At 38.6% G+C, this 24,295-nt stretch carries 16 protein-coding genes; 5 read left to right on the forward strand and 11 right to left on the reverse strand.

The genetic code is table 11. The annotated features are described in order from the left end of the window. Positions 1 to 20: 20 nt before the first annotated feature. Genes CGC63_RS01335 through CGC63_RS01365 form a run of 7 tightly spaced genes read right to left on the reverse strand, consistent with a single transcriptional unit; the run spans position 21 to position 11,751 of the window. A complete protein-coding gene (locus CGC63_RS01335) occupies positions 21 to 4,004 on the reverse strand; it encodes a VaFE repeat-containing surface-anchored protein (RefSeq protein ID WP_004223687.1) in 3,984 nt (1,327 codons plus the stop codon). A 54-nt stretch (positions 4,005 to 4,058) separates the two neighbouring features. Then, positions 4,059 to 7,241 carry a TraG/VirB4 family ATPase gene (locus CGC63_RS01340; RefSeq protein ID WP_004842212.1) on the reverse strand — a complete coding sequence of 1,061 codons (3,183 nt, stop codon included), beginning with the start codon at positions 7,239 to 7,241 and terminating at the stop codon, positions 4,059 to 4,061. Then, positions 7,238 to 7,861 carry a DUF5038 domain-containing protein gene (locus CGC63_RS01345; protein ID WP_004223661.1) on the reverse strand — a complete coding sequence of 208 codons (624 nt, stop codon included), beginning with the start codon at positions 7,859 to 7,861 and terminating at the stop codon, positions 7,238 to 7,240. The genes CGC63_RS01340 and CGC63_RS01345 overlap by 4 nt, the downstream gene beginning before the upstream one ends. Positions 7,862 to 7,872: 11 nt before the next feature. Beyond that, on the reverse strand, positions 7,873 to 9,696 hold the full coding sequence (locus CGC63_RS01350) for a lysozyme family protein (RefSeq protein ID WP_004223658.1): 1,824 nt from the start codon (positions 9,694 to 9,696) through the stop codon (positions 7,873 to 7,875). 2 nt (positions 9,697 to 9,698) lie between these two features. Continuing rightward, positions 9,699 to 10,622, reverse strand: coding sequence for a hypothetical protein (locus tag CGC63_RS01355; RefSeq protein ID WP_040351281.1), 924 nt, complete (start codon positions 10,620 to 10,622; stop codon positions 9,699 to 9,701). A gap of 13 nt (positions 10,623 to 10,635) precedes the next feature. Further along, positions 10,636 to 11,346, reverse strand: a complete 711-nt coding sequence (locus CGC63_RS01360; protein ID WP_004223652.1) for a conjugal transfer protein TrbL family protein — start codon at positions 11,344 to 11,346, stop codon at positions 10,636 to 10,638. Between the two features lie 24 nt (positions 11,347 to 11,370). Next, the gene (locus tag CGC63_RS01365) at positions 11,371 to 11,751 is read right to left on the reverse strand and encodes a hypothetical protein (protein WP_005340361.1); all 381 of its coding nucleotides are present in this window, start codon (positions 11,749 to 11,751) and stop codon (positions 11,371 to 11,373) included. A gap of 668 nt (positions 11,752 to 12,419) precedes the next feature. Between CGC63_RS01365 and papB the strand changes: the two genes are divergently transcribed. From papB to CGC63_RS01390, 5 genes are read left to right on the forward strand one after another with little or no spacing between them, the layout of a single operon-like run. Continuing rightward, complete coding sequence (papB, locus tag CGC63_RS01370) at positions 12,420 to 13,811, forward strand: PapB family radical SAM/SPASM ranthipeptide maturase (protein WP_004223636.1); 1,392 nt, start codon at positions 12,420 to 12,422, stop codon at positions 13,809 to 13,811. Then, positions 13,795 to 14,808 carry a S41 family peptidase gene (locus tag CGC63_RS01375; protein ID WP_004223634.1) on the forward strand — a complete coding sequence of 338 codons (1,014 nt, stop codon included), beginning with the start codon at positions 13,795 to 13,797 and terminating at the stop codon, positions 14,806 to 14,808. The genes papB and CGC63_RS01375 overlap by 17 nt, the downstream gene beginning before the upstream one ends. Next, entirely contained in the window at positions 14,805 to 16,568 is a 1,764-nt protein-coding gene (locus tag CGC63_RS01380; protein ID WP_004223632.1) for an ABC transporter ATP-binding protein, read from the forward strand. Before CGC63_RS01375 ends, CGC63_RS01380 begins: the two co-directional genes overlap by 4 nt. 18 nt (positions 16,569 to 16,586) lie before the next feature. After that, positions 16,587 to 17,333: an ABC transporter ATP-binding protein gene (locus CGC63_RS01385; RefSeq protein WP_004223630.1), complete on the forward strand. Its 747-nt coding sequence runs from the start codon at positions 16,587 to 16,589 to the stop codon at positions 17,331 to 17,333. A 19-nt stretch (positions 17,334 to 17,352) separates the two neighbouring features. After that, positions 17,353 to 19,293, forward strand: coding sequence for an ABC transporter permease (locus CGC63_RS01390; RefSeq protein WP_233447350.1), 1,941 nt, complete (start codon positions 17,353 to 17,355; stop codon positions 19,291 to 19,293). Between the two features lie 138 nt (positions 19,294 to 19,431). Here the strand turns inward: CGC63_RS01390 and CGC63_RS01395 are convergent, their stop codons facing one another. The 4 genes from CGC63_RS01395 to CGC63_RS01410 form a co-directional block, all read right to left on the reverse strand. After that, positions 19,432 to 20,361: a S1 RNA-binding domain protein gene (locus tag CGC63_RS01395; RefSeq protein ID WP_004223626.1), complete on the reverse strand. Its 930-nt coding sequence runs from the start codon at positions 20,359 to 20,361 to the stop codon at positions 19,432 to 19,434. Between the two features lie 25 nt (positions 20,362 to 20,386). Next, positions 20,387 to 22,393, reverse strand: a complete 2,007-nt coding sequence (locus CGC63_RS01400; protein ID WP_004223624.1) for a VirD4-like conjugal transfer protein, CD1115 family — start codon at positions 22,391 to 22,393, stop codon at positions 20,387 to 20,389. Continuing rightward, complete coding sequence (locus tag CGC63_RS01405; protein WP_004223623.1) at positions 22,383 to 23,489, reverse strand: hypothetical protein; 1,107 nt, start codon at positions 23,487 to 23,489, stop codon at positions 22,383 to 22,385. Before CGC63_RS01405 ends, CGC63_RS01400 begins: the two co-directional genes overlap by 11 nt. 139 nt (positions 23,490 to 23,628) lie before the next feature. Next, the gene (locus tag CGC63_RS01410) at positions 23,629 to 24,294 is read right to left on the reverse strand and encodes a DUF6100 family protein (RefSeq protein ID WP_039959582.1); all 666 of its coding nucleotides are present in this window, start codon (positions 24,292 to 24,294) and stop codon (positions 23,629 to 23,631) included. Between the last annotated feature and the right edge of the window lies 1 nt (position 24,295).

Raw genomic sequence — 24,295 nt, forward strand, 5'->3', positions numbered from 1 at the left:
GTGAGCATATCTATTGATAGTTACTTATCTTTTTTCCGCTTACGGATATATAAGATACCAAATCCGGCAGCAAAGAGGAGTGCGGCACCTGCCAGTAAAAGATAAGGAAGAATGGTTGTTTCATCTCCGGTCTTGACTGGTTTGGAAGGTTCAGGTGTGTCTTTTGGAACTTCCGTAAGTTTTATCGTCTGTCCTTTATCGTCCAGATCCTCATGGGAAGCAATTTCAAGTGCTGTTTCTCCTTCAAGGGAAAAAAGTTTTTCAAAAACGACTACATCATGTCCAGCCAATGTGCTTCCATCAAAAGTGAAGATGACTTCGACAGAACTATTGGAATCCTTTGGTGTAAATTCTGTTTCTGCCGTGACAGGTTTTCCATCAATCAAAACTTCCTTTTGGGTTGTTTTGTCCATCAGCGTGCCGACCAGTTTGTATGGAGTATCCGGAATCAGATTTTTGTAGGATACGGTGTCAATGATAGTTACTTCTTTCGTAGCAACGGCTTCCTGATCCCCATCCGCTTTGTCCTTCGCAGTAGTTCCAATTCCCGGGAAGTAGATAGACTGTTCATGGTCTTCTATATCGGCGTGAACAGCAATCTCTTTTTCCTGATACGTTAAAGACTCAAAGACAACAATTGTTTTGCCGGACAGGATGCTGCCATCAAATGTAAAGGTAAGTTCAATACTGCCAGAGGCATCTTCAGGAGTAAAGGTCGTAGTGGCAGTAATCGGTTTACCATCTGCCTGAAGAGGTTCTTTTGTCTCTTTGTCCATCAAGGTACCGGTAAGTGCATACTCCTTTCCTGGAATTAGGTTACTATATTTAACCGTATCAACAATAGTAATCTCTTTATCGGTTTTGGCAAAATGATCTCCGTCTGCTCTGTCTTTTGCAGTAGTAGCGATTTCTGGGAAGTAGATGGTCTGCCCATTATCTTCAAGATCTGCGTGTGTTGCAAATTCTTTGCCATCATAAGTAGCAGATTCAAAAACAACTACGGTTTTTCCGGCAAGGGAAGTCCCATCAAAAGAAAAAATCACATCTACCGTTCCAGAGGATTCTTTAGGAGTAAATGTGGTTTCGGCAGTAACCTCTTTCTTATCTATTTCGACAGGCTTTCCGGATTCTTTATCCATAAGGGTTCCAGTCATAACATATTCTTCGCCGGGCAGAAGATTTTTGTAAGCTACCGTATCTACAAGGGTAACTTCTTTATCTGCCTGGGAAAGATTCATATCTGTTTCCTTATCTTTTGCAGTGGTCCCGATTTCTGGGAAATAGATAGTCTGATCCTGATCTGTAATGTCCGCATGAACAGCCAGTTTTAAATCCTCCTGGTACAGTTCCTCAAATACTACGATTGTTTTGCCCTTCAGAGAAGAGGCATTGAACGTAAAGGTCACTTTTGCAGAACCAGAAGATTTTTTTGGTTTGAAGGTGGTTTCTGCTGTGACAGGTTTTCCATCTATTTCAATTGGCTTTCCGGATTCCTGATCCATCAGTGTGCCGATGAGCTTATAAGACTGTCCCTTCTTTAAGCCTTCGTATTCTACGGTATCAACTAGAGTGATTTTTTCTTCTGGTTTGGCAAAGTGGGAGTTGCTGTCTTTGTCAAGGGCAGTAGTTCCAATGGTAATCTGATCATCCGTTAAAGTTCCCATATCCACGACTACGTGATTTTTGTATACAGAGACCTCAATTTTTAAGAGGTTCATACCTTCATTGGAATCGCAGCGTTGTTCTTCCAAAATATAGGTATCATAAATCAGGGCTCCTTTGGCATCATCAGGTTTAGAAGAGCCAAACCAGATTCCGTCTTCAGAAGTTTCCCCACGATTGGTATTTGTAGTGTGCTTATTCCATTCTGAGGAAGTACTGGCATAGCCATTTTTGTCTGTTACAATGGTATGACTTTCTCCTGTAGTTTTGGAGGTAATGGAAAATGGGACATTTGCCAGCCGGTTTAAATCTCCGTCAGAGACCTTTACGAATTCTAAATCGCCACGGATTACCTGATTGGAAATCGCTGTTTCTTTTGCAGTTAAATCCAAAATTTTCCCATTTTCTGTGATAGGAAACTCCTGAGAGAGTTTTCCCTCGTTCAAATAACCTTCCGGTGCTTTTGTCTCATCAACCCGGTAATGTCCATAAGGGAGCGTATCTTTTTTGGTGGAAGCAAGCCCCTTTTCATCTGTCTTCAAAGTGAGAACTACTTGATCTTTTTCGTAAAGGGTTCCATCCACAAGAACAGGATTTGGACCAAGATTGGTGATTGTAAATTCTGCATCCTTTAAAGAAGCATTTCCCTGTGGTTTGGCTTCTCCTGTTTCCAGATCCCGTTTTTGGATTTTGACACCGCCACGGATAATCTGGTTAGAAACAGAAGTCTCTTCTGTTGTTAAATCTACGATTTCTCCATTTTGGGTGATGTCGAATTCAAGAGCCTTTGCACCATCGGTTAGGTATCCGGAAGGCGCTTTGGTTTCTTCAATCCGGTAATGTCCAAGGGGCAGGGCATCAGCGGCACTTGCAGCAATACCATGTACATCCGATTTGATCGTAAGCACTGCCTGACCATTTTCATAGAGCTTTCCACCTACCCATACCGGCTGTTTGTTCAGAGTGGTAATGGTAAATTCGGCATCTGCAAGCGATGCGGTTCCTTGTGCTTGTGTTCCCTGAGTTTCCAGATCCCGCTTCTGAATTTTGACGCCGCCTCGGAAGACCTGTTCTTCGACAGAAGAAGCGTTATAAATAGAGATAGTTTCTTCCGTACCGGTACTGGTGATTTGCTGCACGAAAACAGATTCGTTTGGAAGATAGCCGGCAGGGGCTTTGGTTTCCTGTACGGTTACTGTACCCAGTGGGAAGCAGACGGTCTTTCCATTACTGGCATAGAAAAATTCATCCCCGGATACCAAATAATCTTTTGTAAAATGGATTTCTCCAGAGGCATCTGTTTTCAATATCCAGGTGCGAACCGGTTTCTTACCATTTGCTCCGGGATCGGTAGCTGACTGCTCTGTATAGAATTTTATTGTAAATTCGGCATTGGCGAGAGAGCCGGTTCCCTGTGCTGAATTTTGCTGGGTGTCAGCATCCAGCTTTTTAAGGAGCAGTTTTACGGGATTATTTTGAGGAATATCCTTTACTTTTACGGTAGATGTTCCTTCTGCTTTTACCGTAACATTATGGGCGGAAGTATCTATAGCAAACCCTTCTGGGGCACTGATTTCTTTAACGGTGTAACTTCCTTCAGCCAGTTCTTTGGATTTTGCATATCCTTTTTTATCGGTAACAAGAGTTTCTACCAGTTCTTCCCCTTTGTAGATTCCGTATTTGGCTCCTTCTAAAGAGTAATTGCTATTTTTATCGGAAATATCGGTATTGGCAGAGGATTTCTGCAGTTCGATAAAGCCGTTTGGAACCTGATACCAGCTTCCTGCAAAAGTTTGGGAAGCATCGCCAGGAACGATAAAAGCACGGAAGGATTCTGGTGGGGCAGGAAGCCCTTCAATGGCGTTGGCAACTTCCAATGCTTTGTCAATATAATTTTGAGGTGCACCATGAAAGGCGCCGGAGTCCCCATTATTTCCTGCATGGATATAGGAAACGACCAGATGACCAATGACATAAGAATTGTCATCGGACCATCCTTGGAAATATTGATCTTTTATTACCTTTTCATAACCATATCCACCGTTTAAGTAGTAAAGAGCTTTTCTGAGTGGGGAATTTTTTCCCAAAAGGTTATAAGGATACTTTCCGGAAGCCGGTGTTTTCTTTAATGGTTCTACGCAATAAGCCGTGTTATTGCCATCAAAGCTCATGCGGGAAGTATAATAGTCCCCGTATGGAATTTTGGCTCCTGCCTTATAATCAATGGTTCCATCTGCAGCATAAGCGGTATGGGCATTGAAAAAGAGTGTGCTAAGAAACATCGTGACACAAAGAAAAAGGGCGGTTAGCCGGATATGAGGTTGTTTTGCTGGTTTTAACATAAATCTCCTCCTTTGTTAAAAAGAAAAGCAGCCATATTCGGGCTGCAGGTAACATTAACCGACTTTTTTATCCTGGCGTTTCAAGATTTCCAGGAGTTCCTGTCGGTCTGTGGTAATCAATTCTTTTTCCAGGTTGGAAGCTTTAAATTCCACAGTGATATTATTGTTGTTTGTTGAAATCAGTCCGTTTCCACGTTGGAAATGGGTGATATTCATAACTTCGGTTTCGGAAAGACGAAGAATGGTTTTTACACGTTGTGCCTCTTCATCTTCCATGTTAAGAATAATTTTGGTTTTACAGTTATTGATAATGCCTTTTCCATATTTTCCGTCATCAAGAGCAAAAAAGTCATTGAGGTCCTGGGTTGCAAAAATACCGGCACCAGAGTATGCCCGGATGATCTTGGCAATCTCCAAAACGAATTCAGCGGCCAGGCGGTTACTGGAGGCACCGATGAGTTGCCATACTTCATCTACGAAAATGGCTTTTTCTTCGGTACGATTTTCTTTGGCTTTATCCCATACATAGTCCAGAGCAACAAACATCCCTACCGTTAAGAGATCACTGGAGCCAGTCAGCTCTGAAATGTCCAAAACGGTATATTTATTGGTCAGATCTACATTGGTCTGCTGGTTAAAAGAGGAAGCAGAGCCATGGACAAGACGGTTCAGGATGTGAGCCAGTCGTTTGGTATCTTCAGTTTCCATCAAAACATCATATACATCTCCAAGAATTGGCATCGCTTTATAATGATCCGGGTGTTTGGGATCAATGAGGGATTCATTCTTATGGGTAATTCCCTTTCTTGCATAGGTTTTAATCAGTGCTTCGTCCAAAAGCTGTTTTTCCTCATGGTTCATATCTGGAATGAGCAGAGAAAAGAAAACATGTAGACGTTGAATCTTACTGGCTAAGGCAGATGCGTCTAAAGTTGGACCGTCCAGCAGCTCATTGACAGAGTTATCTACTTTTCGGATTTCCATGACATTGATGCAGTTTTGGCTGGCAGGAGAAATCTGGATAAAGGTTCCCCCTACATTGCGGGCAGCCCGATAAAACTCATGACCTTTTAACGGTGCGATGATAAATACCTGGATTCCTTTACGTCGCATACGAAGTGCCATAGTCTGCATGGTAAAGGTTTTTCCAGATCCGGAAGTGCCAAGAATCGCAATATTGGAGTTTTTATATTGTTTGGAGTCAAAAATATCAGCAATCACTAAAGAGTTGTTATGCTTATTTACTCCAAACAGGATACCGTTGTCATCGCAAATGCTGTAGCTGACGAAAGGATAGCAACTGGCAGCTCCGGTGGTTAAGACATTTCGTTTTGAGAGTTCATAGAGCTTCTTATCCAGGTTTACAAGAGGAAGGGAAGATAAAAATCCCTGTTCTTGCAGGAAGTAACAAGACCGCAGATCCATATCCTGTGAGATGAGAAGTTTTTTCATCTCCTGAATCCGCCATTGCAGTTCTTCCAGATCACCTGCCGTAATCGTAATCAAAAGATTCATGTAATAGAAATCTTCATTATTAGCAAGTCCCTGTTTGAGGAAATAGCCGGAACGGATGGCAGAATCCAGATCATCAAAATCCGCATTGGTATCAGAGGCATCTTTGATCTTTGAACGGTTGATCCGGATTTGCTGTCCAAGACGTTGCTGGATCTTATCTTTGGGCTGTTTATGCAGAAAAAAGTCAATGTCAATTCCTTCGCCAGCATTGATAAGCAGGGATAGCCAGCCTGGCATTACTTTTGCTTTGTAACCATCGCACGGCACCAGCAGGTAAGAATGGTAGATGCCATTTACCAGCACATAGTTGCTGTGCTTAAAGTCCAAAGACTCTGGTGCAATGAATTCATTGATATGGATGTTATCCACTTCCTGCTCACGGCCAGATTCCATATAGCGGGTAAGTACCTGGTTAATCCGTTTTGGCAAAGGTGTTTCGGTACATTTGGTACGGTTCAGTAAAGTGTAGAGTACATCGGTTGTAAACTCATCTTCATTGTCATGAACCAGCACATCGTTGCCGCATTGATATAGAAAGGTTTTTGCGGTCTGTGCAGCAGTTTCCAAAGCTGCCAGGATTTCCTTTTCCTCCACCTTTCGATTCACATTGAAAGGTTCGTATTCAAAGATTAGGAAAAAACGTCTGGAAACCGCTTCTCTGGAACTTAACTGCCGGACAAATTGGATATAGTCTTTTTGTAACTGCCGGCAGTTAGGATCTGATTCCCGTTCCATTTCCAAACGGGACTGTTCCAGATGTTTGTTGATATCCGCTTTTTTGGAGATCATCTTAATCTGCAGTTTCACAGGACTGATTTTTAGGTAGGAGATGAAGCTGAAGATGATCCCTTGTTGTTCCCTAGCACTGCGTAAGAGGAAATTGATTGGTTCAATCTCCAGGATTTTTACATAACGATGGTCTGTCGTGTAGATAACGCCATTGGCAATTTTATCAATAGGAAGATAATCTTCTAAGGTGATTTCTTTTCGTTTTTTCTTTTTGCTTTTCCCGGAAGCAGCAGATGACTGGTTGGAAGCTTTATTCGCAGTTCTTTCTTTTTTTCGCTCCTCCAAAAGTTGCTGCTTTATCTGCTGTTTTTCAAGTTTTGCCTGCCTTTTCGCACTTTTACGTGCAGCGTTTTGTTCTTTTTTTAATTGTCGGGACTCAAATTTAAGAATCCGGATGTCTTCACGAGCCTGTTTGCGTATTCCACGTTTTGTAGAAGTATCAAACTGCCGGCGTTCTTTTTTTTTAACAGCAGGGGATTCTTTTGTCTTCTCTTCAGAAGACATCTGAGAGCAGTTCTCTTCAGAAGAAGCTTCTGCAGGTTGCTTTGGATGACGTTTTCGTTTTCTGGTTTTGGGTTCTTTGTTGCGGGGTTTTTTAATCCGGTACTTTTTTTTCGGTTCCGGATGCACATCCATACGGTAAATAACCCGGCGGTTTTTCAGAAAACGCAAAGCGTTCATTAAAAATGCAGTAATGCTTTCCCCACCGATTCCAATTAAAGAAATCATAGCAGCAGGCAGAGCAGTCATACAGAGAATAATAATCCTGACAGTCAGTGTCAGAGGCAGATTGATAACAGGAATGGTGATCAGGATTGCCAGGACACCGCCTTCGATGGCATTACGGATTTTAAACATTCCGCCCATAAAGGTCCCTTTTTCTATAAAATTGCGTGGGATGAAGACAGGATGTTGTTCTTCAGTATTGTTCATGGCTGCACCTCCTTTGGTTCTTCCATGGAAGGAGCTTCCGGAACTTCTGTGACAGGGGCAGCTTTTTCCGAATTCACGGAGGTATCGTCATAACCGCCTTCTTGCAACTGTTCAACTTCCTCTGTTGTGATGGAAGGAAGTTTGTCATCTGTCGGACGTTCATAGATGATTTCTTTTCCAGAATCAGGGGTACGTTCCTCACCGAAAAAGAATCTTCCAGTAGAGGAAGTGTAGTACACAGGAAGAACAGACTTATCCGGAAACTGGAACGAAAAATTAATATCAGAAGCATTGGGATAGGTAGTATCATCAGCAAGGAAACGGATGGAAGTTAGAGACATCTGTTTTACGTTTTTAAGATAGGAGGTCAGTTCTTCCTGAAAAAGTTTCACCTGTTCCTTGGAGAAAAAGTCTTCCAAAGCTTCAAAATCCTGAAAGCTTATGGATTCGTTATTTTCTGTTTGTTCTGTCTCGGCATTTTCACTGTCATCGTGCTGAGTATTTTCTGTTTCGGATTTTTTGTTTCCTTTTTGGGATTTCCAGATGGAGGGAAAGACAAATCCGATGATAATTAAAAAGGCCATCATAAAGATAGCCAGAATTGCTTTTTTTCTGTTCATAAGTGTCTCCTTTATTTTTTAGCGAAGATCCAATAGGCATTTGCGGTTGCATGCACTTCCGTCATCATATCGAATTCACGGTTGATGTAGTTTTTGGAGGAACTGTCATTGGGATCATTGACTAATACTTTACCTCCAGCCGTTACACCACGAAGGACAATAAAATGTCCGCCACTGGTAAAAAGCCCAGCTCTTTGGGAACTGATGACCGGATGACCTTCAGATAAAGCCTGAAGTACCTGGTTGGGATCACTGGTCTGTGTGACAGCCCCACACCCAAAATGATCGGACGCTGCCTGGAAATAAGACCAGTAAGTGCCGACTCCTGGTTTGTAATAGGAATTTCCGCACCAGGATATTGCATCAATAGGTGTAATGGTAGTGCCTGTAAGATAACTGGCAATCATAGCAAAGCTTGTCGGACCGCATCCGCTGCTGGCGATGGAACCACCGCCATAGGGGATATTTCCATAGTCTGTCTGGAGATAGTGTGGAATTTGCATGCCGTTTGCGGGATAGCTGCCGCCACTGGCAGTAATTTGGTAATACCGAAGGACATGCTCCACATATTCTTTATCACCATACCGGTCATAAGGCCAGCTTGGTCTTGCACACATCATATCAGAGTAGGCAATCGCATTTTCTTTGGTATATCCACCGTCACGCTCCATTGCCCAGTCAATGTATGCAGAACCGTAGTTGTAACCCTGAAGAGCCAGTTTAATCCGGTCTAAGTCCGTAGGTCCGGTACAGCCGGCTTTGTCGAGGGCATATTTTAATTCCTGAATACCACATTCAATGGAGTATTCAGGATCTGTAATCCCATTTGGCACATGGGGATAGCGGGTATTAAATCCACCTTCCGCTGCTTGCATAACATCCAGCCCTCGTCCGCCAGATTCCTGCATCATGACTGCCAGAATTAAATCCACATAATCACTCATACCATATTTCGCAGCGGCTCTTTCTACAGCAGGGCGGTAGGACAATACCTCATCACTAAGATTGATAGCAGCTACTATGCCGGAAGAAGCAGTTCCAAAGAAAGCAGTCAGATTTTCTGCATAGTTTTTGGCAAGTTCTTTCTGCTTGTCTGTAAGATGGAATACATGGTCTGCAAAATAGGAATCCCCAGCATAAACAACGGTATAGGTGTGTTTCGTAAAAGTAACCGTCTGTGTTTGTGCCTGTCCCTGTTCTGTGCCGGCTTCTCCTTCTGCACCGCCATCAACGGTAACTTCCATGGTAACTGTTTCGGTTGCTACATCATAAGAAAAAAGTCCTTCTTTGTTTTCACGGATGAGTTTCTTTAATTGGTTTAGGTTGATGTTTTTATAGTCATCCTGGCTGGCACAAAATTGTGAAATCAGCAGATTGGCATTGACGGAGATGCTGTATGTATAGGGATCATTGATGGATGCAGTATCTCCTTGTGGAAGACGGGAAATTGCTGCATGGATCTCTGCCAGAATGTCTTCATGGCTTTCTTCTAACACTTCAACGATGGCATCACGGGAAGCACGGATGTTTTCACTGATCATAGAGTTGCTGTTTAGCACATCGCTTTGTTCGGTCAGACTTCCAAAGATCAGACCAGGGAGCATCACAATAAATAAAACCGGAAGCAGCAGTATGGCGAGAATAACAAGGAGAATTTTAGCGAACTGATTCCGGTTGGCTATGACTGCGCCAATCGCTGCTGAAAAAGGCCCGCCAAGGGCTGCACCATATCCTGCTTTGGAGAAAGTGGCTGCTGTTTTTAAGGACTTTAGATGAGAAATGGTACTGGAGCCTACATCCATTGCTTCGTCAAGTCCAGAGCGTTCTGTATCCATCACTAAATCCGATCCTTTCTTGGAGGAGTAGGGGGAAGCTTTTGGACAATGGATTCGTTGTAGGCTATCTTTCCATCGCCAGCATCATAAGGAATTTTGGATACCGTATTTTCAGCATACTGTTTGTACCAGGTAGCTCCGTCTACAGATTGAACAGTTTCATAGGTTCCCTGGGTAGGAGCCGTATATTGATCGGCATGGTACATAGCAAATTCCCGGCTGTCCCCATTGGAACCGGACTCAACTCCTGTTATCCTGCCGCCGCCAATCTCAACATTGGTATAGGAATGATCCGTTTTATCTTCATTTTGAATTCCCATGTAGGATTGAAATGCAGAAACAGCTCCATCACCTTTGATCGAGCCAACTTGACCATAGTTTCCTTGAGCAATATTGCTGATAACGTTATTGGCAAAATCTCCGCCCTTTTCAAGGGAAGACTGATAGAGTGCATTTCCGATACTTGGTCCTTCGGTATATCCGGTGGCTGCATTTACCGCAGAACGCTCTGTCTGCCTTCCAACGGCTCCGGCTAATCCTCCGGAAAGGAAAGAACTTTGTACTGCAGCACTTCCGGGAGAGGAAGAATGGGAACTACTATGGCTTCCACCTCCATGCCCTCGAAAGGAACTTGCAAGACCTCTTCCGGCGATTAAAAGTTCAGCCATCATATTTCCACCAGTATTTCCAACATTGACCCCCAGACTTGCCATAAAGCTGTCAATCTTTTGAGAAACCTTCAAAAAAGCAATGGCACACAGAAACCAGATAAAGACATTACCGGTGACCGTTTCTTTTCCCTGTGCATCCACAGCTTGCTGTACCTCTGCTTCTGTAAGTTCAGCGGCAAAGACCGGCATGGAAGTTACAAGAATCAGACAAGAAATCAATAGCAGGCTGCAGAGCAGTGTTTTCTTATATTTCATAATCTCCTCCTTCCTAGAGTGATAAAGGGTTTGCAAGGAATGTTCCGACCATGGAAGTAAACAGCCGCAAACACCAGGCGTTCATTAAAAGCAAAAAGAACTGTCCGCCGAGCATACGGCACCAGCTCTTAAAAACATTTCCGGTAGCTTGGGAAGCACCCGTGGAAAACGCAACAGGTGCGGTGTAGACCAGAACTCCAAGTAGTATGTAACGTTCCGCAGCTTCAAAAAGCAGCTTGATGTAATTCCAGGCAAGGATCAGTACCAGTATGAGGGCAACAATGGCAACAGCACCGTTGGCACATACCCCCAGGATTACTGTGATCACAGAATTGAATTTGGCAAATTCCAGCGGTGGAAGATCTTCAGTCAGAATCCAGCTATACGGGGTTCCTGCAATATTCAATAGAAGATCCACGATGTCCTTGGCATAGAATGTCAGGAAAAGGAACATAAAAGTCCGCAGTGATAATTTGATTGGATCTTCAGCGTCAATCCCTGTCCCCATAAAATAATTCTTAAAAAGCTGCCAAACCCAGTTTAAAAGGATGAGTCCGATAGCCAGTGCCAGAAAAATCTGGTACATTGTTTCCGCTGCTGGAAAATACCGGAGAAAAGTATCCATGGAACATCCCAGTGCACCCAGAACAGAAGTAGTAATCAAATCCAGAATGTTCATGACCTGTTCGGCAATCCATTCTACAATTCCGTCAAGTATTCCCATGACAGAGCCACCTCCTTATCTGCATTATCCATTCCACTGACCGCCGGCAAAGAACGGAGTGATGTAAGCCATGATAAATCCCAGACCATTGAGAATCGCCCATGTAATGATGATTCGTTTGAGCCATGCCCTGGATTCATCCACGGTTTTTCCGGATTTGGAAAAATTCATCAAAAGCAAAGCAACCGATGCAGTTACAACAGCCGCAATGGTGGAAATCAGGATAATCTGGTTATATACGTCTTTCATGATTTCTGAAGCTTTGTCCCAGATGGTAGCAGCCATAACTGGTTGTACATTACAGGCAATCAGAGTGAAGACAAGGAAGGCAGTATAGAGATATTTTCCATAGTTCCGATGATGTTTCATGCCCGGTGGGGCTTCTTTGTGTACATGGTTTTTCAAGTAAATGAACCTCCTTCATAAAAAGAGGGCAAAGTGAGATCTTTCACTTTGCCCTGGCTTATAGTTTTCCTGCCTCATAAAAGCTTCAGTCCGGTCAATACGGAGGAACGCTTATTCCATATTTAGTTGTGATACTCCTTTCCATGCACTAAAAAACGCAGCTTGCACCAGAGAAGAGGCATTCCCTGGAAAGCTGCGTTTTCGCTACATATAATTTTGACAGTATCATTCTAACATGGGTAGATTTCCCTGTAAATCGCAGAAGTGTGCCAATATGTGTCATCAGTCAGAAATAAACGGGACACGATTATACCAATTAGTCAAAAAAAAGGGCATTTTATACAATAAATAAAGACAAGAAATTAATTGGATTATATGATATATGCAACATCTTCGAAGAATGTTAAAAATCAGAAAGGAGGATACGGTATGAAGGCTATAAATAATGCTGCCAAAAATAAAGAAACTTTAACATGTGCATGCAACAATTGCGATCCAAAAGACGTTTGCTACTTATGTGATGTTAGAGACCATTGTCAAACATGTGATTCTGAGTGGTGTAGTCCGTTTGTTGGCGATAAAGATTGATTTGGTGTAAGAAAGAAGAGGTCTTACATTCTTCGGAGGTAAGACCTCCTCTTTAATAATATTAAAAAGAGGAAAAAAGAATGAGTATAAAAAATATTATTGAGGCATTTCCTTATAAAATTGTAGAAGTAAAAGGGAAGAAATATGTTTTTGTAGGATATAACTCTGCTATTTTTGAACTGGACGAAGTTGACAAATTTATCTTGGATAATTTACCAGAAAGCCTTGAGAATATTTATCAAAAGGCTAGGATAGCGTTTAATAATATTACTATTGAAGCACTAGAAAATAGAATTATAGAGATGTCAAAGAACTTTATAATTAAGAATAATGATGCAGAAGAAAAAGTTGAAGAAATGAAAAAGACATATTCATGGTCGGGAAATCCAGATACAGTGATACTGATGTTATGCCAAGAATGTAATTTAAGGTGTAAATACTGTTATGCCGGGGATGGAGAATATTCTAATCCAGGAATTATGAAATACGAAATTGGTAAAAAAGCAATTGATTTTATAGCAGAATTCTGTGGGGAGAAAGAGCAATTTAACATAATTTTTTTTGGTGGAGAACCATTAATGGATTTTCGTAAATTAAAAAAACTTGTTGAATACGCAGAGTACGTAGCAAAAAATAAGGGTAAAACTGTAGGATTTGCAATTACTACCAATGGAACATTACTTACAGAAGAAATAGAACACTTTTTGATAGAAAAGCGATTTAATATTACTCTGAGTTTGGATGGAGGTGAAGAGGTTAATGATGCAAACCGCTTTTATGCTAATGGAAAAGGAGCATATAATAGCACCGTTTCAAAAACTGAGAATTTAAGAAAGAAGATTGCTGTAGGAGTGAGAGGAACAGTTACTCATATTGATATGGATTTGCTACAACGATGGAAAGACTTAAAAGAATTGCACGTGAAAAATATAAATTTTTCTCCGTCTGTGAATATGATGGATGATCAAGATTATGAAAAAATGATAACAAGTTTTTTTGAATCTATTGATGTGTATTGTCAAGCAATTCGGGAAAAGAAATACAATGAAATAAAAACCATGGGGTATGTAGGGAAGATATTTGATAAATTGAAGAATGGCGGTGTCAGGCTAAAGAATTGTGGTGCAGGAAATAACATGATTGCTGTTGATAAAGATGGAAATCTGTTTCCTTGTCATAGATTATTACCCTATATTCATTATAAAATGGGAGATATTTTTACAGGATTAGATAAAGAAAAATGTGGTGAACTTGAACAAGAAATGATGATAGCAAATTATCCAAAATGTCAAAAATGCTGGTTACAAAGTTTTTGTTGTGGTGGATGCATACAAGAAAATCTTGTGATGGAAGATAATGCAAATCAACCATATTACAATTACTGTAAATATATGGAAGAAGTGACAGAATACGCATTGAAAAAATATTTACAGTTAGTTGCAGAGGGAATTATAAATGTATCACAAAACTGAAGAGTTTTTAAAAGTATTGGATCAATTTGTTGGTAGTTATATTCAGCATTCCCAGAATCCTAAAAGAGCAATGCATCTAATGAACCGTTTTTTTAAAATTGAGGATATATATTTTCACATGGAACTAAAAAAACAGCAGAACGATATGATGCGGTGTGTTGAAGAGAGTGCAATAAAATGGAGCATACATAATCATACAACTGTGTATATCAATCAATTACAGTTAGAAGCACAACATTTTCAAAAATCCATAGTGGATTTATTGAAAAATATGGAAGTTAGCAATGTAAAAGTAGCTGTTTTAGATTTGAGAAATAATTGCGGTGGTAAGTTAGAAAATGCATTGCTTTTTTTAGGAGCATTTGATTCCAAACATAATGTCAATATTATTATGGATGATAAATCAAAAGAAAAGATTTTACTAAACACTGTACAAAAACAACAAATAAATTTAGATATATTAAAATGGATTATATTGGTTAACAGAAATACTATATCAGCAGCAGAGCTAATTGCGTTAGCACTCAAAGAGGAAAAAAAGGCCTTGCTTATAGGAGAGAAGACATACGGGAAATCAGAAATACAAAAAAATATGGTTATGGAAAATATAATAGTTAAATTTACTGTCGGGAAATTTTTTGTTAAAAATATCGATATATCTAATAGAGGTATACAGCCGGATATAGAAATTTCAAATGTTGGTTTAGACTTATATAACCAGTATAAAAAAATAAAAAGTGGAATAGCACAATATACAGAATATGTTATTTTTGTACAAACTGTATTGAAAAAATTGGGTATGTATGATGGAAAAATTACTGGTATATACGATATAGAAACGATAAATAGAGTAAAAGAATATAGAAGAATAAAAGAGATTAAAGAAACAGATTTTATTACGGATACTTTGCTAGAGGCATTATATTTTGATTTAGAACAGGTAACAGATCACCAAATGGCAAAAGTAGAGGAAATCGTTATGGGATGTGAAAAATGAGAGGATTTATATATTTTTTTAAGTTTTCTTGGAGTGCAAATAAGAAATATATTTTTTCTGTAGTGTTAAAAACCATATTGAATAGTTTGATTGGTTTGTCAATTTTGATATTACCTCAATATCTCATTGATTCAATAATAACAAGAGAATTAAGAAATATTATATTCTGGACTATTTTGGTTGTTTTGACAAATTTTTTAGGGAATATAATTATGGAATACTTCAATGCTGAAGTATATATACAAAAAAATATTGTATATAATAAGTTTCAATTATGGTTTGCAGGAAAACAGGCAGATGCCAGATATGAATATATAGAAAGAGATGAGGTAAAAACTTTATACGAGCAAGGATGTAAATATATCTATGGTTTCCAAGGTAGCCAGGGTTTTGGGGTGGCTTTTGAAACATTTTTTGAGCTCTGGGGATATATTTTTATAGCAGTCAGTGTTGCGATAATGATTGCCTATATAAATATATTTTTAGTGATGCTAATAGTAGTTATAGTTTTAATAGTTAGTTGTATAAGAAACAAGGTAAATAAATTGGTGTATCAGACTAATATGGAAAAAGTTCCATTTGAAAGGAAAGAGAATTATTTTAAACTATTATTTTCTGATTATAGATACGGAAAAGAAATTAGACTGAATAATTTAAAAGAATTTTTTCTTAGAAAATATGATGAAAATTTGGCACAAACTAATTATTACTATGCTAAAAATATTAGAAGATATAAAGGAATGACATTTATAAATTTGTTATTAAATTGTATACAAGACATTGCAGTGTATGCAGTATTAATATATCGTGTATTAACTGCGGCCATTACAATAGGAAATTTTACAATGTATTTGAATGCTATTAATAAGTTATCTTCAAATTTAGTTTTGATAACAAGGTCAATATTAAAGATTAAAGAGTTTTCTCTGTATTATGATTCATTTGAAAAATATTTGAATATTATAGAAGAGAATAGTGAAAGTATAACGCTTACTAAAAGTGAAAAAAAAGATGAAAAATGTATTGAGTTTCAAAATGTATACTTTAAATATGCAGATAATCAAGAATATGTATTAAAAAATATAAATTTGAAATTTGAAATTGGTAAACATATAGCGATTGTTGGTAATAATGGTTCTGGAAAATCGACATTAATAAAATTGCTATTAAGATTATATAAACCCACGTCGGGAAGAATTCTTTTAAATGGAGAAGACATACAAAATATAAATAAGGAAGAGTATTTAAAAAGACTCGCCGTTGTATTTCAAGATTATAAGCTATTTCCATTATCTCTTAAAGAAAATATAGTATTCGGAGAAAAATGGGAAAAAGAGGATTTAGACGAGATGTTAAAAAATTGTGAGCTAGATGAATTCTTAGGCAAATGTGAACAGGGATTGGAAACACCATTATCACGTGAGTTTGATGAAAAAGGAATTGAGCCATCGGGTGGAGAAGGGCAAAAGATATGTTTAGTTCGTGCATTGTGTAAAGGTGCAGACATTTTAATACTTGATGAACCTACGGCAGCACTTGATCCGCGTGCAGAATTTGAAATTTTTAAATTGTTTAAGGAGGCAATTAAAAATAAGACGGCTATTCTTATTTCTCATAGATTAGGGATGGCGAAATTGTGTGACAAAATTATTGTTCTTTGGAAGGGGGAAATTGTAGAAGAGGGGACACATGAAACTTTGATGGACCAAAAAAATATCTATTATGAGTTATATATTAAACAGGCACTATGGTATAAATAAAAAGTTAGGAGCAGGGATATGAATACAATTTTAGAAGTGAAAAATTTAAAAAAGACATATAATAATTGTGGAAATGAAACAGAAGTTTTACATAATATAAGTTTTAGAGTGGATGAGGGTGAATTTGTTTGTATTATGGGGGCATCTGGATCAGGAAAAACTACTCTTTTAAATTGCATATCGACAATTGATAGTATTACATCGGGAGAGGTATATTTGGATAACAAAAATATGAGGAATCTAAAATCAAAAGATTTATCAGCTTTTCGAAGAAAAAAAATAGGATTTATTTTTCAAGATTATAATTTGATTGATACGTTGACTATTTTTGAGAATATTGCCTTGGCTTTAAGTATTAATGGAGTGAAAGAAAAAGAAATAAAAGAAAGAGTTATAAGTATATCTAAAAAATTACAGATTGATAGTGTTTTGCAAAAATATCCGTATGAAATTTCTGGAGGACAAAAACAAAGATGTGCATGTGCTAGAGCAATTGTCAATGAACCTGTATTAATATTAGCTGATGAACCAACAGGAGCTTTAGATAGTATATCATCTAAAAAACTTATGGAATTATTAAGTTATATGAATTCTGACTTGAATGAAACTATAATAATGGTTACACATGATCCAGTATGTGCTAGTTATGCTAAGCGGGTAATCTTTTTAAAAGATGGAAGTATATATCAAGAATTAAGAGATGACAAAAAACCTTTACAATATAATGCTATTATTCAAACCATAGAAAGACTGGAAGAAAGGTAGAGGAAAAATGTATTTTAATTTGGCAAAGAAAAATATTATTCGTGATTGGAAAAATTATTTGATTTATTTTGTAACGGTTACATTAGTCATTATGTTGATGTATTCGTTTTTAACATTATCTTTTTCGAAAGATATTATTGTGATGTCTGAAAATATGGAAATGTTAAGTTTGGGTATAAGTATATTATCAATATTCGTAGCCTTAATAGGTGGATTTATGATAAAACACGCAATTAATTTAGTACTGTTACGGAGAAAAAAAGAAATTGCATTGTATTTTCTTATGGGAATGGAGGAAAATACTATTATTAGAATTTTTTTGTGCGAAAATTTTTTAATGGGTAGTGGAGCTTTTATTTTAGGATGTATATTGGGAGTGGGGCTATCTATTATTTTGAAAAACTTGGCTTTAGGTATATTTGGTTTTCCAATCATGTATTCTATAGAAATATCCGCAAAAGCTATTTTTTTAACTACAATTTTATTTTTTGGAATGTTTTATTTTGGCCTTAGAAGTTCAATTGTTAATATAAAAAAGAGCAGTATATATACACTGCTATATGATGAAATAAGAAACGAAAATATAAAAATTAAGAAAGGGAAAATGCTTGGTCGTTTACTTCTAATTGTTCTTTTTGAAGTAGGAGGTCTTTTTTGCATAAAAAGGGTATTTAGTATCCAAACAAATTTTGCGATTGTTCTTTTGATTATAGGTGTTTTGTTATTGTTAAGTGGGATTTTCTATTTTTATAAATTATTTCCGGAAATATATTCCTATATTATGAAAAAGAGAACAAGATGGTTGCTTAAAAAAACGAATTTATTTCTTTACGGACAAATTTCTTCTAAATGTAAAGCTGCTGGAAAAATAATGGCAGTTACATCAATGTTATTGTCAGTGGCATTAGTTACGTTATTTTCGGGATTAGTTATGGGTGAAGGATATAAAGTAAATTTGAAATCAGAATATCCATTTGATGTAGCAGTTGCCATAGATAGTAAAGTTCAATCTTTTGACGAAGTAGTAAAATATGTTAGTAATAGGGAGAAAGTAAAGGAGTCTTTTGAATACAATTTATATGAATATCCGGATATCTCTAATAAGATTGATATACTAGGAATATCCGATTACAATAAATTACGAGAAATATTGGGACTAAAGAAGGTTAATCTTGAGCAGGGGCAGTATATCGTACATTGTGATACATGGAAATATATTGATACTATAAGAAATAATATAAAACAAGCTCCTGTAGTAGATATAGGGGGAAAGAAATTAGAAGGAAGTTGTAATAGAATATATGATGAACCTATGGAGCAATATAGAATGACAGGGACTAATGGTTATGCATTAGTAGTTCCAGACATTATTTTAAACAACTTAGAAACACATAAATCAAGGCTAGTCATAGATATTATTGGCGAGGGAAATGAATCACTTAAAAGTGAGTTAAACCGTTTTATAAGAAATGAATGGAATCCACAAATAGATATAGTAGGAAATGAAAGAATTACTATGAGTTTATCAGTGCAAGCATGGGGAATAAAAAATTCATTAACAGGATTTACAACATTTGCTTTTATAGGTTTGTATTTGAGTGTCATTTTTATTATTTTTTCTGCGACATTACTTGCATTTGAACAATTGGAAAGAGGTAAAAATAGTAGTAAATATTATAAAATATTACAAATGCTAGGAGTAGATAATACAAATTGTAAAAGGCTGGTATTCAAAGAACTTGCAATATTCTTTGGAATTCCAATGTGTTTACCGCTGATTTTATTTGTAATAGTAGCATTAGGTGCAAATCAGATGTTTGGAGAATATATTTTAAAGATAGGAGTTATTCCAAGATATATATTGGTAACATTAGGAATTTTTGCTCTTGTCTATAGTCTTTATTTTTATCTGACATATATACTTTTTTCCAGAAATATAGTAGATAATACTAATCCTTGATTTAGGAAGTATAATTCGAGAGGATTTCAAAATGCCTGGATGATTGTAATTTGGTTTATATAGAGAGAACATAGTACTCTTAAAATTTTATATAGAGAGTACTATGTTCTTAATTCTTTTTTAGAGGAGACTATCTATTTATAAATTCTGTTTAATAATCCGAGTGATAATTCCCACTGCAACATTCCGATCTTCGTCAATATGTGTCACAACAAAGGACACCTTATCTTTCTTCCCAACGGTGCGGCTGTCGTAGCAACTGTGAGCAATGGCGTTGACACCCAATTCTAACCGGACAAAAACAGTTCCTTTGTGGATGTCTTCCACCGTGCCGGCATATTTTCCCTGTACCCGACAATTTTTCAGGTTTTCTTTGCTGGTGTTGCCTTCCACGCTTTTTACATCTGCATGGATGGAGAGCGTTTCCGGGGAATCTCCCTGGATAGTTAAGATCCGGACCAGAATATGTTCCCCTACCTGGAATCGTTCCCTGGCATCACCCAGCCAGTCAAAAGACAGATCTCTTGCAAGGATGGAAGTTTCTACACCAAAGATTTCTGCCCGGACTACTTTTTCAGCAACGGCAATGACTCTGGCCTGCACAATACGGTCTTCGTGGATTTTAGTCTGTCCGGAAGAGTCCTGATCAAAATAGAAAATCTGACGTTTCTTCAGCATAGCATCTTTCCGGCTGGCAACGATGCTTCTGGATTTGGTATCCAGTCCTTTGATTACAAAGTCGATTTCACAACCAAGCATATTGTTAAGGACTTTGTTCTGTCTAAGAGAGAGATCTCCGTAATCATGAGTTTCATCCTGGATCAGATTGATCATCATTTCCGAGATAGGGATGACTGCCCGATAATCTTTATAGTAAATAATTGCTATTAAGCTGCCGGCTTCGGTCTTTTCAATACCGCCCAGAATGCCGGTGAGAATTTTCCGGGTACGATAGGCATTTTGGATGTCATGCCAGATTAAATCCGCTTTTGATTGAGCAGTTTCTAATACAGTATCGGAATCAAGAGTTAAAATAGGGGTGTTCAGGTTCATTGTTTCGTTTGCCATAAATATGATCTCCTTTCAAATTGTGTTATGACATGATGGAATCTTTATCTAAAGGAACCATGCCAGAGTCGGGGGAATCTTCTATAAAATTTTCCTGAAGTAAATCCTCCATAAAATCATCGGGAGTAGGTTCCTGATAAACGGGTTCGGATGTAAAATGTGGTTTCTGTTTTGCTATTGACGCAGAAGATGAACGACGTTTCCTTTTGGCTGATCCGAATGAGGGCTGTGGTCGATAATCTGTTTCTTCCAAGGACCCATTTTTGCGCCATTCAGGTATGTGTTCCGATGCTTTTCTTGGTGTCAACTTTTTGGCATCTGGATGCAGGGTATAATCGTACTTTTCTACTTTTAGGACTTTTTGCCCACGTAGGATAACCAAAGCAGTATCAAGCGGGAGCCGCAAGATTTCATCTGGTGTTAAGAGTTTCCGCTTGCCGATAGATTTTGTCTGCCGGTATTCTGGTGTATAGTCGGATACCCGCCAGCTATTGAGCTGCTTGGCTTCGCTGCTTACCCCTACGGTTACATCGCCGCTGCGGTTACTGATAAAGGTAGCAGTAACTTCATCTGTGCAGCCCAAAAAGAGCTGGGTGTCACAGTTGCCGATAATTTCCTGCCATTGGTTATAAGGATAGCGGTTCTGCATCTGGGGTAAATTCTGAAAGATGCAGGAAATGCTGAGATTCCGGCTTCGGATTACACTGATCTTCTTATTCAATTCCAGGATAGCTCCGGTGTTAGCAAGCTCATCAGCCAGTATATGTACAGCAACAGGAAGTTTTCCTTCTTCTCCATATTTATCTGCATAACGGACCAGTTTGATGAAGATGAAGGTCATAAACAGGGAAGATAAAAAATCGAAGGTGCTGTCCTGGTCTGAGGTAATGCAAAAGTAAGCACATTTCTGTTTCCCTGGAAGTGTCAGATCAATCTCATCATAAGAGGTAATCTGCCGAATGAGTTTATTCTGAAATACCTGAAGTCTGGCACCCAATCCGATAATAACTCCGCTTCGCACGGTATCACTGGCTTGTTTGTAGATGCAGTAAGGAACTTTTGCTGGATGGGACACTGGGAGCAGATCAAAAAGACTGTTCAGCTCCTTTTCGGAACTCATAGTCAGCAGCTTATAAACCTGTCCAATATTTCTGGCTTCCGGCGGAAAGCCCTGATCCACATAGAGAACCAGGGCTTTTAGCAGGTTCATCTCCGCATTATCCCAGAAATGATCTCCTTTTCCGGAACCTGTATTCTGGATAATGACATCTGCAAATACTTGAGCCATCGTTTCCTGTCCATTGATTTCACCCAGACAATTCCAACTATCGGAGTTTTCCGGATTGACCAGATTAAATGCTTTTACTACATAGCCCTCGTTTTCCAGATAAGCAGACATGCTTTCATAGAGTTCGCTTTTGGGATCGGTAATGATTAAACTTTCCCCGGAAGCGTTGTTGCCTTCCTGTCCTCTGGCGACACACTGGAAAATCATATTCCTGGCAAATGCCCTGGATTTCATGGAACCACTGGCACCATAAACGGCAATATTTTTATTCATTCGTGTCTTATATGGAAGACATACAGCTTTGCCATTTAATTTTCCTAAAATGGTTCCTTTATTTTTCTTTACATCTCCGGTCAGTTCCAAAACTTTCATCATTTCATCTGGAGTCATGAATCCGGATGTACCGTAGGTTCCTTTTGTAGAGTAATTTAAGTTCCGGTCATGGTCACTAATCTCCCCGTTTCTGTCATATCCCATACGCATAAGTAAAAAAGTAAGAAGCCCAAAGAGAACCAGGCAAAGAAAAATCCCATACAAATTGTATGGGAAATCGGTAAGGGCAGTATGAAAGCAGACCAATGGGTGTAAAGAAGCTGCTTGCGGATAGGTTCCGTTGCCGGCAAAGTTTCCAGCAGAAGTCCATTCCTGATAGTTTTTAATAAATTGTGCTGCGTATCCTCCGGCATACAGAGTGCAGACGCTTATGGGAAGCAAAAACAGGAACTTCCACCATTTACGGTTCATTGAAAAACCTCCTTTTAAACTTTTGAAAATCAATGCTGGAGAAATGTATATCTGCAGTTAGGTATTTTTTCAGGCAGGGAAGCTGAAAGTCAAAGCAAATCAGGTTCCCGGATAGCCCATATACATTTAATCCAGTATTGAAGCGGTTGATACGCTGCATGTCAAAATCATACGCAAGCAAAATAGGGTTTTCCTGGCTGTCTATTCCATCATGTTCAATTGGCAGATCCTCACGCTGGGGAAAACAGTCGGACAGTAGTAACTGATTAAGCTGCATCATACGCTGGGGTTGTACCAATAAACGGAGCAGGTATTCTCCGTAGCTGTTATTGGGCAGGAAATAGAAGTGTTCATACGCAGTATCCAGCATGAACAGTGTTTTTTTGTATCCCCCGGTACTGGTAAGGAGACGGAAAGCCATATCCATATCACTGCCGGTCATGATGGCATAAACGGTAGGCGGGCCATGGTAAGGAAGTCCTTGAAGATAGTGCTGCAAAAAAGCATTGAGTCGGACTTCCGTTTTGTATTCCCATTTTAGAAGTGTATTTCCGGTATTATAAACAGCATAGACACAGTGAGGAGCCATCAGGATTCCCATACTACGGGAATTTTTGATTTTAGTAGTGGATGCTCCAAGATTTTTTATTTCCCTAGAAGAGTAAAACAGAGGTAGGCTTCGCATAGGAAACGTAGCCGCTTCGCCGGATTCAGAAAAAAGCAGGGGCTTTTCATCTGGAAAGAATGGGATTCCAGCATGGGAAAGCGTCAAATAGGTTTCTGCTTTTTGATGAAGTCGCAGCCGTCTTGGTAATTCGCTACGTATGAGGTTGGTTTCTGCATTTCCGGTTAAATAGTTTTGAAAACGACAGGAATTTTGCGAAAGCAGCAGTTCTTTTGCCCGTTTGGTAAGGCGATAACCTCGTAGGCCATCTTTATAGTGTGTTCTTATAAGCTTACTCTGCTTTAAATCTGTAACCACCTTCTCTGCATAGGAATCACTCTCAATCAATCTGTTAAGCTGTCCGGAAGGGAATTCCCCACATAGTCCAACCATTTCCAAAAGCTGATATTTTATAGAATCGGTTTTTATCAAATAAGCATCACCTCAGTTCGATTTTTACCTATGACAGCCTATACTTGGGTAAAGTAAGGGCGGTATTAAGCATAAAAAATGCAAAGAATATGGCTTCTTTGCAGAAAAATTACCTATATCGGAAAAAGAAAGAAAAATATCAGGAAATTTCCGATATGGTTTTGATAGACGATTTTCTATTTTTCAGCCAGCCAGGAAAGATTTCCGGTTCCATTACAAAGATAACGGTGTGATCGTAATTCCCCAGTTCTGTAGTGTGATAGGAGTCGCAAAAGAGTCCCGTATCATCAACCAGAACATAGGAAGCGATAGTATCTAAAATCTGTTTAAACTCCAAATTATCGTAATCACGTATTCGCTGTAAAGAAAGGTTCTGGTCATAAATTTGACTGAAACAGACAACACATCTCTTATATAATGGAATGTAGTGTTCGGTTACATAAGTCTGCAAGGCAAGGTTTAATGGCTCATGTAGAAAAGCGGTGTTGGTTCGCAATTTACGTTTGGGCAGTAGCCCTGGCATGGTAATGGAAAGAACACTATTTGAAAAAAAAATTTTGATTCCCTGCACAGCAGCGGCTTGTTTCAGATAGTCTGCCTTTCTAGTATCAGTTGTGGTATATACCAGATTTCTGAGCTGACAGGCGATCCTTTCAGAGCGTAGGGCAGCACTGATACTCAGCTCTTCGTATTTATCTGCATACGCTTGAATATCTGTTGTTTTCAATGCAAAAATAGTGTTGTGAAGTTTCTGGACTTCATCATCAATGCTCTGTAAACGGTTAAAAACAGTTTTGGTGTTCATA

Origin of the sequence: Blautia hansenii DSM 20583 (assembly GCF_002222595.2) — a bacterium.
GTDB lineage: Bacteria > Bacillota > Clostridia > Lachnospirales > Lachnospiraceae > Blautia > Blautia hansenii.